This is a genomic window from Haloplanus sp., from assembly GCF_028275055.1.
Classification (GTDB): Archaea; Halobacteriota; Halobacteria; order Halobacteriales; family Haloferacaceae; genus Haloplanus.
This window is the reverse complement of the sequence record NZ_JAQCNJ010000016.1, coordinates 24,811-36,829: the sequence shown is the minus strand read 5'-3', so window position 1 is coordinate 36,829 and position 12,019 is coordinate 24,811. Positions and strand designations below refer to the sequence as shown.

Below are 12,019 nucleotides of genomic sequence, written 5' to 3'. Positions count from 1 at the left end.
ATTCCACACGGATCGGCGGTCAGGAGAGCCCCGCCGCCTCGAACCGTCGAACCGCCTTTGTGGCCACGGTCCGGACCTGTTGTGTCTCCGACAGTCGCAGGTCGCGAAGGCGAGACATCGCGTCGGAGTCGGAGTCAACGAGCAGTCCCGGGCGCTCACCCGCCGTCTCGATGAGAGCCCGCGTCGCCATCACCACGGTTTCCGGGTCGCCGGCGTCGAGTCCGGAGACGAGTGTGTCGATATCGGCGGCGTCGAACGTCTCGATCGGTCGCGCCGCGACCACCGAAACCGGCCGTGTCGTCACGTCGGCGTCGGCATCGGCGTGGTCGCCGCCGTTTTTCACCACGGTCGTGTTCTCGCCTTCGCTCATACGCCCCGTCTCCGGCGTTTCGTTCCACGCGACGGGGTCGGCCGGTCCCGCCGAGTCGGCGTCTCCGCTCTCACCGATCCGCTCGCGGACGGCCCCGAGGTCGACGAGGTCCCCTACTCCGGCCGACGCGGCGTCCCCGTTTTCCGTCCACAGCCGACGCACCCGTCGCCGCATGGCCGCCCAGCCGATGGCGGTCGCCGAGTCGGTCGAGGCCGCCTCCATCTCGCGGATGTCGCCCCACGCACCACCCAGAAAGTGACAGGCCACCACGGCACCGTAGAAGCTCACGACGGCGCCGGCGACGGCACCTAGCAATGGGATGACGCCGAGTAGCCCGGCGACGACGCCCGTCACGACCACGACGGTGACCATCCGCAGCCACGTCCCGGCGTACGCACGGGTCGAGACGACCGTCCGCAACGCAACCACGTCGAACCCGGCCCGGGCCGTCCCGCGTTCGGCGTAGGCGACGACCGCCGCCGGGAAGACGTAGGCGAACGCCGCAGTCGCGGCCACGGCGAGCAACCCGCCGACCGCCGATCCGGCGTCCTCGCCACCGACTCCGGTGGCAGCCCCGGCAAGCACCGACGTGGTGACGGCGAGAACGACCGCGTACACCAGTCCGATGACAGCCACCTGAGCGCCGTCGCCCGCGAGGTCGCTCCAGTCATCAAAGGCCGGTGGGTCGTCGTTGTCCGTTGCCGCCCGGAGCACGCGGACGAAGTAGCCCGTGGCCAGAATCGCCGGAACGACCAGAACGCCGAACAGCGTGAGGAAGCCACCGATCGCCGCTGTCTTGATCCAGTCGTCACTCGTGGTGAGGTAGCGCAGGGAGGCACGGAGGGCGGGCGATCGGTCGGACACGTCCCCCGTCCTGTCCGCTCCGTTCATCCACCTTACCCCTCAACGATGCTACTCCTGCCGGCCGGCAGGAACTCCTGAATCCGATCCGGGCTCGCCACCTTGCGGACGAAGGAGTCGTCCGCGAACCGCTTTTTGAACCGTCGGTAACACCGCTTTGCGGCGTCGTTCTGGGCGAACTTGCCGGGTTCGAGACGGAGGGACGTGGCCGCACGCGGTTCGACGGCGCTCGCCGGCCCGCCGATCACCCGCGTCTCCGGTTCACACTGGATACCGACGGCGGCGCTCGCGCCCACGTCACGGAAGTAGGTCCGGTCGCCGCGGATGACGAACCCGCCTTTCTCGATATACTCGCCGCTTTCCGGTGTTTTCGACACCTGATCGGGATCGACCATGTACGCGTCGCCGGCGAAACGGCCATCCTTCCAGACCGACGAGTAGGAGACGGCGAACTGCGCCGCTTCGCGGAGACTGGAGTCGGGGAAATCCACGTCCCGGGCCTTCTCGCTCGGGCCCGTCGCCTTCAGTAGCGTCACCGGGCCACCGTGGGCCTGTGCGTGGAAAAAGCGGTCGTTGCGCTCCATATACTTCTTGACGATGGCCTCGTTCTCGTCGGCGTTCCGGCCGCCGATGACGAGAAAGCCGTCGCTCGTGTGGAACCAGCGGAACTCCTCGTACCAGTGCTCGGGTTGTTTGATCGGGACCGACGACCGCGAGAGCCAGTCGACGTTCTCGGTCTCGTCGTCGTTCTCTGTCCCGTCACCGTTCTCGGTCTCGTCGTCCGCGTCGACGGCCTCCCACTCGTCGCGGCGGCGCTTGACCGCCGCCAGTTCCTCGCGCGTGTTCTCGATGGCCTCCAGTGCACCCTCCTTTTTTTCCTCGACGCGTTTCGCCTCGGTGTAGAGGCGGTCGGCGTTCTTTTCGACACCCGTGGACGGATCGACGGTGACGCGGGTCCCATCGAGGTTGACGGTTACGGTTCCCTCAGCGGCGTCGATGTCGACGACTGCCTCCGCGGCAGGGATGCCCCGTTCGGCCCCTTCGGCGAGTGTCGTCTCGATGTCGTCCCACGGGACGCTCTCCTCGCGGGCGGCCCGGACCGTCGAGATGACCTCGTCGACGAGGTCGTAGTTGGCGTACAGCGCTTCGGCGCGGTCACGTTCGGCCGCCGCCTGCTCCTCGAACCCCTCGATCGCATTCTCCTGTTGTTCGATGATGCGTTGTTGTTTGGCGACCTCGGCCTCGAAGTCAGGGCGATCGGTGCCCGTCGCCTCCTCGTCGGGGTCGCGCTCCAATCGGTCGAAGTAGTCGTCGAGGGCGGCGTTAAAGGAGTCGAAGCCGTCCGCCGAGAGGTCCGCCCGTTCCTCCAAGGGGAACGGCGTCACGTCGACGACGCGGTCCTCGTCGTCGAGGTACACGCGCGGGTCGACGTCGCCGGTTTCGAGGCGGTCGGCGATCCGGCCAATCGCGTCGTAGAGGGCCTCGTACTCGTTTTCACCCGCGTCGGCGATGTCGAGGGTCTTCTCGACGCCCGCACGGGCACACACCTCCTCGCCGTAGAGGCCGCCGAAGTTGAGTTGGGTCGCAAGGGTCCGCACCACGTCGGTGTTGGACTCGTCCATCCGGCGGACAAAGGCGTCATAGCCGATGCTCAGGGGGTGAACGCGGGAGTCGGGGAAGCCGTACTGCGATCCCGGGGCAACGGTGCGTGATTTCAGGCGGACGGTCTCCAGACTCCGAACGACCTCGCCGCTTTCGTCGAGAACGGCGGCGTTGCCCTGCCCGAACAGTTCCGCGACGACCGTGGTGTCCTCGTCGTCGCGTTCGAACTCAAACCTGAGGATGCGGTCGAACTCGTACTGCGAGACGCCGGCGAAGTCGGCCCCTGAGAGCCGGTTCCGGAGCATCATCGCGAAGTTCGGTGGGCGTTCCGGCGCGTCGGCCACACGCTCCGGGTCGGCGACGTGAGCGCGTTTCACCTCGCCCACCTCGATCAGCAGTTCGACGCGGCCGCGGTCGAAATCGCGCATCCGGAACCGCAGGAGGTCGTCGTCGTAGAGGTAGACCTTATCCACCTTCGCCCCCTCGTACCGGCCGAGTTCGGCGACGAGGGCCGCGAGGTCGACGCTGGTCAGTTCCCGCTTCGCGTCCATACCGTTCTATTCCTCGTGGGGCCGAAAAGGCGTGTCGTTGTCGCGGCGGTCGGACCACTTCGGACGGCGGGGAGCGGACCGACCGGTGCCCTCGTTCAACGGTGTCGGGGGCGGGCCGGAAAACGACTAAACCCTCCGGGTGACTCCCTCGGGTATGAGACTGGAGGACTACTGGGGCGTCGGGCCGAAGACGAGCGACCGCCTCCGTGACCGTCTGGGCGAGAAACGGGCGGTCGAGGCCATCGAGTCCGCGGACGTGCGGGCGCTGACCGACGCGGGGATCACGGCCGGGCGGGCGACGCGGATCCTCCGCCGGGCAACCGCCGACGCGGGGATGGACGTTCTCGCAACGCGGGATACGCGCGAGGTGTACGACGATCTGTTGAGCGTAGCCGGGGAGTACGCCCTCACCCGGCACGCGGGCGACCGGATCCGCGTGTTGACCCCACTCACGTCTCGGGAGGCGATCGAGGCGCGCCTCAACGCCGTCGAGGCGGCCCGCGACGCGTGGACGGGGCTGAGCGAGGCGGGACGGGACGCGGTCGTGGCGGCGTTCGACGACTACGACGCCGCGAGCGGGACGGAGCGTGCCGCCGTCGACGCCGCACTCGCGCTCCGGGAGGCGGGACTCGACGGATCGACGTTCGACGCCCTCGGCGAGATCGATCCCGACGCGATCCGGGAGGCTGCGACGGCGCTTGGCGACGTGACCGCCGACGGGGTCGCCGAGGGGGCCGACGACCGACTCGACGACCTTCGGGGCCGCCTCGCCGATGCCCGGGACCTGGAGAACTCCGCGTTCGACGTTCTCGATGACGTTCGCGGGACCGGGGTGCGCGACCTCTCGGACTTCCGGCACGCCTTTGCCGACTACGTTGCGAGCGAGACTCGGCTCCCGCGGTCGGCGGTCGAGGAGGCCGTCCCCGATGACGCCCGCGACGCCGCCGACTTCGCGAGTACGGCACTCCGGGCGCTGGTGGACGAACACGAGCGCCGGGTGACCGAACGGGAGCGGGAGGTCGAAGCCGACCTCCGGGCGTCCATCGCCGACGCCCGCGGCGACGTGGACCGGGCGGCCGAAGCCGTCGACGACGTGGCGTTCGAGCTGTCGCTCGCGCGTTTCGGGGCCGCCCACGGCCTCACCCGACCGGTCGTCGGCGGCGATGGGCTCGCGGTCGAGTCGGCCCGTAACCCGTTTCTCGACGACCCGGACCCGGTGGATTACGGGGTCGGCGATCACGACCGCTCGCCACGGCCGGGCGACCGTGTGGCGGTACTCACCGGCGCGAACAGCGGCGGGAAGACGACGTTGTTGGAGACCTGCTGTGCGGTCGCTCTACTGGCCAGTATGGGACTTCCGGTCCCGGCCGACCACGCCGCGGTGGGTCGGTTCGACTCGATCGTCTTCCACCGGCGTCACGCCAGTTTCAACGCCGGTGTGCTGGAATCGACGCTGAAGTCGATCGTCCCCCCGCTGACCGACGACGGCCGGACGCTGATGCTGGTCGACGAGTTCGAGGCGATCACCGAACCAGGTCGCGCCGCGGACCTGTTGAACGGACTCGTCGAACTCACCGTCGACCGCGGCGCAGTCGGCGTTTACGTCACCCACCTCGCCGACGACCTGAGTCCGCTTCCCGAGAACGCCCGGATCGACGGCATCTTCGCCGAGGGGTTGACCCCGGATCTCGAGCTCCGGGTCGATTATCAACCCCGGTTCGGGACGGTCGGCAAGTCGACACCGGAGTTCATCGTCTCGCGTCTTGTCGCGAACGCGGACAACCGCCGGGAGCGGAGCGGGTTCGAGCGCCTCGCGGCCGCGGTCGGTGAAAAGGCCGTTCAAGCCACCCTCGCCGACGCGTGGGACTGAGCCGGAGCGTACAACTCTTAAGCCCGCACCGACTGGGAGAAACATGTTCCGAGACCGGTCGGGTGATCTCGCCGGCGGCGCTCCCCTCAGGGGGTACGGAGCGGCCGTCACGCCGGGACCCGACGGGCCGTTGGTGTTCGTCGCGGGGTTCGGCGACGCGAACCGGGTTCTCCGGTGGGACGGTGACGAACTCGTCGATGCGGCCTGTGGCGTTCTCGCCGACGATGGACGGCACGCGATCGGTGTCGCCGCGGCCGATCTCGACGCCGACGGCCGCGAGGAGGTGTACGTCCACAACGTCGCCGCCTTCGGTGGCACCTCGACCGAGGCGGACCTCCTGTTAGATCCCGAACCGGACGGCGATCGGTGGCGCGACCTGTTCTCCGCGCCCGTGAACCGCCGGCGTGAGAACTACCGCGTCGGGCGGTCGGTCGTGGCGGTCGACCGCCTCGGTACCGGCCGGTACGGGATGCTCGTCACCGGCTACGGCTCACCCGCCCGCTTCTACGAGGTGGGCGACGACGGCGGCGTCACGGATCTCGCCGAAACCGTCGGGCTCAACGTGGTTACCGGTGGGCGGTCGGTTGCCGCCGGTCCCATTCTCTCCGATCGGACGGACGTGTTTCTCGGAGCCGAACGCGGGCCGAACCTCCTGCTCCGGAACATCGACGGAACGTTCGTCGACGTGGCCCGGGAGTACGGCGTCGCGGACCCGGAGGAGAACGCCCGCGGGGCGACGCTCGTCGCCCCCGACGGCGCGCGGTCGTTCGACATCGTCTGTGGCAACTGGAAGGGGCAGAACCGTCTGTTCGTTCGCGAGGACAACACCTTCAAAGACGCCGCGCCGTCTTCACTCGCGCGCCCGGCGCGGGTCCGAACCGTTGTCGCCGCCGATTTCGACAACGACGGTAAGCAGGAACTGTTCGTGAACTGCCTCGGCGCGCCCAACCGTCTTCTGACACACGACGGCGGGTGGAGTCAGACCGGTATCGGCGACGCTCTCGAACCCGAGGGGATGGGAACCGGGGCCGCCGTCGCAGACGTCGACGAGGACGGAACGCTTGAACTCGTCGTCGTCCACGGCGAGGGCGACGCGCAGCCGCTCTCGGTCTACAGCGCACCCAATGACGGCGGCTGGCTTCGCGTTCGCCCGCTCACGCCCAGCGGCGCACCGGCCCGCGGCGCACGGGTGACCCTGACGACCGACAACGGGCGACAAACCCGCGTCGTCGACCCCGGGAGTGGCTATCTCTGTCAGATGGAACCGGTCGCTCACTTCGGTCTCGGCGGCGCCGACCCGGAAACGGTCACGGTGTGTTGGCCCGGTGGTCGCGAGCGGACCGTAACGGATCCCGATCCTCGGACCACGGTGCGCTGTTCACACCCTGGAGGCTGACCGCCCCGACCGGGAGCCGAGGTAGCGGGATTTAATATGGGAACCCCGCTACTGACTGGAACGATGATCGACCCCACCTCCGATGTCGGGGAACGCGTAGACGAGAGTACCGCGCCGGCGTGTCATACGTGCGGAAAAAAGATCGTTATGGAGACCGACCACCGCGTCGTCTCGTGGGTCGAGGACGGCTCGGTCGAACACGTACACTTCTGTGACGACGAGTGTCGCTCCGCTTGGAGTGGTCGCCGGCCCCGTCGCTAACGCCGGTTCAGCGTCCGTCCCTCGCCGCGAACCGGTCGAGTCCGAGCGACAACAGGTCCGGACTGACCGCGCCGAACTCCTCGCGTTCCCACGCCGGGAAATACTCCCTGACGCCGTCCCAGCGGTCGCGGGCGTAGCGGGCGTCCACGAGAACGCGAACACCGCGCTCGTCGGGGCCACGGATCACCCGCCCGACCGCCTGCCGCGCCTTTCTGACCGCCGGCACCGTCAGCGCCGTCTCGAACCCGCCCGTCCCGCCACCCGGACCGTCGGTGCCGAACGCCCGGTCGTATGCTGTCACGAGCGCTTGGGTTCGCGGGCGCGTCGTGTCGACGAGCGGGACCCCACACACCACCGCCGCGTGGAGTCGGTCGCCGCGGTAGTCGACCCCCTCGGTGAGCGTCCCCCGGAGACTGGTGACGAGTGTCTTCCCCGAGCCGGCAAAAAACTCCGTTTTCAACGCCTCGGTCGTTCCGTCGTCGCTCGATTCGTCCAGCAGGACCGGCGAGTCGAGACGCTCGTCGAGACGACCCGCCATCCACTCCGCTTCCGCGTAGTTGGGCATCCCCACGAGAACGTTTCCGTGACCCGAGGCCACCTCGGCGGCGGCGTCGACGTACACCCGCCGGGTCTCGTTTTCAGCGCCCGGTGGCCCGCGGTTTTCGAACGTAAACGCCGGGGCATCGACGGCGAAACTCGCCCGGTTCGTCTCGGGAAAGGAGAGGCCGTACGTGCGCTCGACGACGGGCCGGCCGTTGTCGGCGAGGACGTCGAGTCCCGTCACCGTCCGGAACACGTCGAGCGGTTCGAGCGTCGCGGACATCAACACGCCGCCGCCGAAGTCGTCGAGACGGTCGGCGATGGCGTCGCCGGGGACGCAGTTGTGGATCGACAGCCGGGCGGTGTAGCCCCGCCGCCACGAATCCGCCGGCTCCGTCTCGTTCCACGTTCGTGAGAGATCGATCGACCGGAAGTGACGGGTGTGATCCGCCCGATACCACCTCCCCAGCACCCGCCCCACCGTTGGCGCCGAGCGCTCGCGGTCCGCATCCTGGAGTTGGTTCAGGACACGCGCCACGACCGCACCCACGGCCTCGGCGCGCACCCACACGTCGTCCCCGTACCGTCCCGCTGCCCACTCGGTGAGTCCATCGGGTGCCGGCGTCTCCGGATCGCGGAGCGGAATCTCGTCGTCCGGTAGGTCGTCCATCGCCGTCCGCCACGACGGCCGCTCCCGGTCGAGGTAGGCGCGCACCCGCCGGTCGAGTTCCTCGCGCAGGTCCCGAACGAACGCCCGCGTCGTTTTCAGTTCGTCGAGGCTCACGTCGGCCGCCTCGAGTTCGCCACGGACGAGGTCGGCGTCACGGTCGCCGGTATCCGACCCCGGGCGGGCGTTCGGTGGTCGCCGGTCCCCGTCGGCCAGGTCGACCGCCTGGATAATCCGGGTGAACTCCGACTCGGCGTCTCGGAGCGTCGCATCGGCCACCCCGTCGCTCACCAGCTCCCGAACGCGGGGTTCGAGCATGTGTGCCTCGTCGCAAACGACAAAGGTCGAGTCGTCCAGCAACGCGCCGGTGAACGACCCGGTCGTCCGGGGATCGAAGGCGTGGTAGTAGTTGCCGATAACAACCTCGACGTGGGGGAGGAGTGCCCCGAGCATCGAGTGGGGGCAGGTGCCGTGGCCGGCCGAGAGGGAGACGAGGGCCTCGGTGTCGAGAAGGCCACGGTCCACGAAGTCGAACGGGACCGCTTCGACGGGGTCGCCGTCCTCGGGCAGGTCGTCGAGATACCGGGCGTAGAACGGACAAAACTCCGTTCCGTCGTACTCCGCGGTGTCGGGGGGATACGGCGTCGGCTCGTCTGCCGTCTCCAGATACTCGACGCTGGCGTCGGAGCCGGTATCGAGAAGGCCGGTTTGTGTACCGCGGGCCTCGTCGGTGAGAGTGGCCGCGGTTGTCGGGCCGTCACGCCCGGAGAGGTTGCGCGTGCGCTCGCGAAGCCCCTCACAACGGTCGTAAACGCTCGCGTCGTCGATCCGGGCGACGCGTTCGCGGCTGTACGGGCAGACGTCGGCCTTTCCGACGAGTGTCAGCGCCGAGACGGGCCGCCAGTCCTCCGGCAAGCCGTCGTTGATGGTGCGCACGTCCGCCTCGAACTGCCGGAGTTGTTGTTTGACGCTCGTGAGGACGACGACTCGCTCGAAAGCCGAGTCCGGGTCGCGGACCCGGTCGATGCCGGCGGTCAGCGCGAGCATCGTCTTTCCCGTTCCACAGGCACCTTCGATCACCGCGAACCCGTCGCGTTCGGCCGTCTCGATAGCCGTCTCGATGCCATCCGCCTGTTCGGGGTATGGCTCGTCGTGGCCGAAGATCGCCCGCCACGATTCCTCCATCCTACTCTGATGCTGGCGGCGTCCCCGCATAAAAAGCTCGGCTCAAAGCAGGCTCTGTCCCAGGACGATCACCGCGAGGTTGTTCGCGAACACGCCCAATCCGACGGCGACGAGAACACCGAGCCACGCCTCGATCAGGAGCGCGAAGTACCGGTCGGCGGGCGCGGGGGTGCGCCGGAGGTGGCCGATCAGCAGGCGGAAACACCCGGTAACGAGAACCACGACGACGAGGTGGGCGGCGATCACCACAACGATGTCACGGCCCAACAGCCACCGCATCAGCGGGTTGCTCTCCGCGCCAACGCCGACGACGCGAGCGGCGGCGAGCGTCGTCAGGAGGTCGACGGCGAGCAACAGAAACAACGCGACCGCGATCCAGTCCCAGTACTCCTCGATGCGCGATTCGGCGACCGCCTGAGGCTCAGCCATCCGCGGATCGCTCCCGAGCGACCGGCCGCGTCACGGCCCCGCTCCGTCGTCGCTCCGCCGGCGGTCGGCGGTGTCGGTTCGGTCCGGACCCGAATCGGGGTCGCGCTCGGAGTTCGTGTCGGTGTCCGTTGTCGATCCGTTGGGTGCGGAGCCGGCGTCGGGGCGGCCAGCGTCGTCCTGCCCGCCGGATCGGGTCACGTTGCGGGCGTCATCGCTGGCCTGTCCCGACCCCTGGGCCGACTCGACGGCCGCTCCGGCCTCGGAGCCGTCCGGTGTCGTCGGCGACCGATCCGGCCGCGTCACCCGTTTGCGACGGTCGGTCGGGGAGACGTCGTCGCTCCGGCCGGTCGTGGGGCGAGTGGTCGTCGTCTCGGCCGTCGGACCGCGGGCGGCCTCGACGGCCGCGAGGGCGTCCAGCCGCCCGTCCCCGTCGGCTGCGGTGCGTTCGAGGATCGACTCGACCTCGTCGGGCGAGAGGGTTCGGTTGCCGGATTTCACCAGCGCCGCCGTCCCGGCGACGTATGGAGCGGCGGCGGACGTTCCGGCGAGGGTGCCGTCGCTCGTCCGGGCGTCGCCGGGCGCGAGAACGTCGACATCGCCGTTCTCGGCGCGGGAACTGTACGGCAGGCGCTCGCCGTCCGCGCTCGCACCGACGGCGACGACCCGGTCGCTCGTCGCCGGGGCGACCACGCTCCCGCGTGCCGTCGTGTATCCAAGTTCGTGCCGGGCGGCAAACACCTGCACCCGGCCGGGCGGCACAGCCGGGTCGTCCGTGTAGACGGCCACGTAGTACCGTCCACGGGGAACGGCGACGTCGATGCGCTCGACGGTGAGCCCCGGTCCGGTCGACTCGGCGGCCGACTTCGCGACGACGCGGTCGGGGGCGTCGGGCAGCCGTCGGTAGAGATAGAGGTCGTAGTCGGCGGCGGAGCGCCACCGCAGGTGAAGCGTGACCCGCTCTCGGAGCCGTTCACCGGCCGCAAGCGGGTTCGCGGCCCGGCCGTCGTCGATTTCGACCCAGCCATCGGCTGTGGGCGACCCCGCACCGGCCCAGTGCCGGTTCGCGTAGTTCCCGGCCGAGGTGACGAACACGACGCCACGGTCGGTGGCGCGGGTCGCGGCGGCGGTGATCCGTCGCTCGTCGGCGGCGGCGCTCGGGAAGTAACTCCCCGAATCGACGATAACGTCGACACCCCGGTCGGTCAGCCAGTCGACTGCGGCGGCATATGCCGCGGGCGTGGGCGTCCGCCCGATGCCGGCCAGATACAGATCCGACGACGGAGCCGTCTCAGCCACCACCTCGGCGACGGCGGTATCGTGGGCGGTCGTTCCCGGTCGTTCGCCGACCTGCCGGCGGTCGGCGACCCGATCGGAAAGTGCGCCGGAATCGAAGCCGCGGCCGATGACACCCACCTCGACGCCGTGGCCGGTGAGTCCCTCCGCGTGGGCCGCGTCGGCACGGACCGTCCGGAGGGCGTCGGCGGTTGCACTCCCGCTAGAGGGGTGGCGATTCACCGCCGACGCGGCAGCCGCGCCGGAGACGGCCTCGATGTCGGCGTCCGAGGCGAGGCTCGTGTCGTCCGGATCCGGTCCCGGGACCGGTTGAACCGTCGCGAGAACGACGAGAACGGTAACCGCGACGAGACGAGGGTGGAGGGCATCCGGCATTGTGTTCAGTCGGCGTACCGGTTCCAGGCGGTGAGAAGGGTGAGAACGAGAAGGCCGCCGGCGAGAAAGGCGGCACCCGGCGGGACGAGCCCAAAAAGTGGGGTCGACGCCGATCCGACGGCGTCACCGACGCGGGGCGTCGTCCCGGGGCCGCCGAGGTCAACGACACCCGTGCCGAACGCCCGCTGGACGGCGACAGCCCCGACGGCGAGCGCCACCACGATCCCGACCGTTCGGTCCAGCGAGTCGAGAAACCGCTGCCTGTCGTTCTCGGAGCCGACACAAACGACGAGCGAGTCCTGTGTCGGCGCGTACACCTTCATTTCGCGTCCCTTCACCGAGTACCGGGTATCGGCCACCTCAACGAGGTCGGCCTCTTCGAGGTTGCCGAGGTGGTGGCGGACGTTCTGGAGGGAGGTCGAGACGGTCTCTGCGAGTTCCGATGCGGTCGCGGGGTGGTCTTCGAGGGCGGTCAGAATCGAGCGGGCGGTCTCGGACGTGATCGATCCGATGAGCCGCTCCGCGTCGTCGTCCGTCAGGGACAGGACGCGAATCTCACCGGACTCCTCCGGGGCCACGTCCGACTCCGACCGAGGTAACAACCCTGACATCAAGCGGT

The 12,019-nt window shown here is 69.2% G+C and carries 9 protein-coding genes; 3 read left to right on the top strand and 6 right to left on the bottom strand.

Features of this window, described 5'->3' with window-relative positions; genetic code table 11:
- Nucleotides 1-19 precede the first annotated feature (19 nt).
- Nucleotides 20-1,234: a DUF4013 domain-containing protein gene (locus tag Q0925_RS02115; protein ID WP_299331364.1), complete on the bottom strand. Its 1,215-nt coding sequence runs from the start codon at nucleotides 1,232-1,234 to the stop codon at nucleotides 20-22.
- A gap of 32 nt (nucleotides 1,235-1,266) precedes the next feature.
- Entirely contained in the window at nucleotides 1,267-3,384 is a 2,118-nt protein-coding gene (rqcH, locus tag Q0925_RS02110; RefSeq protein WP_299331362.1) for a ribosome rescue protein RqcH, read from the bottom strand.
- A gap of 154 nt (nucleotides 3,385-3,538) precedes the next feature.
- Here rqcH and Q0925_RS02105 point away from each other — a divergent pair, with 154 nt between their 5' ends.
- Genes Q0925_RS02105 through Q0925_RS12460 form a run of 3 tightly spaced genes read left to right on the top strand, consistent with a single transcriptional unit; the run spans nucleotide 3,539 to nucleotide 6,911 of the window.
- Nucleotides 3,539-5,254, top strand: coding sequence for a DNA mismatch repair protein (locus Q0925_RS02105; protein ID WP_299331361.1), 1,716 nt, complete (start codon nucleotides 3,539-3,541; stop codon nucleotides 5,252-5,254).
- A 43-nt stretch (nucleotides 5,255-5,297) separates the two neighbouring features.
- Entirely contained in the window at nucleotides 5,298-6,650 is a 1,353-nt protein-coding gene (locus Q0925_RS02100; protein WP_299331359.1) for a CRTAC1 family protein, read from the top strand.
- Nucleotides 6,651-6,686: 36 nt separating this feature from the next.
- Nucleotides 6,687-6,911 carry a DUF7576 family protein gene (locus tag Q0925_RS12460; protein WP_422653621.1) on the top strand — a complete coding sequence of 75 codons (225 nt, stop codon included), beginning with the start codon at nucleotides 6,687-6,689 and terminating at the stop codon, nucleotides 6,909-6,911.
- 7 nt (nucleotides 6,912-6,918) lie between these two features.
- Here the strand turns inward: Q0925_RS12460 and Q0925_RS02090 are convergent, their stop codons facing one another.
- Genes Q0925_RS02090 through Q0925_RS02075 form a run of 4 tightly spaced genes read right to left on the bottom strand, consistent with a single transcriptional unit; the run spans nucleotide 6,919 to nucleotide 12,011 of the window.
- Nucleotides 6,919-9,303, bottom strand: coding sequence for an ATP-dependent DNA helicase (locus Q0925_RS02090; protein ID WP_299331357.1), 2,385 nt, complete (start codon nucleotides 9,301-9,303; stop codon nucleotides 6,919-6,921).
- Nucleotides 9,304-9,345: 42 nt separating this feature from the next.
- Nucleotides 9,346-9,732: a hypothetical protein gene (locus Q0925_RS02085; RefSeq protein ID WP_299331354.1), complete on the bottom strand. Its 387-nt coding sequence runs from the start codon at nucleotides 9,730-9,732 to the stop codon at nucleotides 9,346-9,348.
- A 30-nt stretch (nucleotides 9,733-9,762) separates the two neighbouring features.
- Nucleotides 9,763-11,400 carry a S8 family serine peptidase gene (locus tag Q0925_RS02080; protein WP_299331351.1) on the bottom strand — a complete coding sequence of 546 codons (1,638 nt, stop codon included), beginning with the start codon at nucleotides 11,398-11,400 and terminating at the stop codon, nucleotides 9,763-9,765.
- A 5-nt stretch (nucleotides 11,401-11,405) separates the two neighbouring features.
- On the bottom strand, nucleotides 11,406-12,011 hold the full coding sequence (locus tag Q0925_RS02075; RefSeq protein WP_299331349.1) for an ArsR/SmtB family transcription factor: 606 nt from the start codon (nucleotides 12,009-12,011) through the stop codon (nucleotides 11,406-11,408).
- Nucleotides 12,012-12,019: the final 8 nt, after the last annotated feature.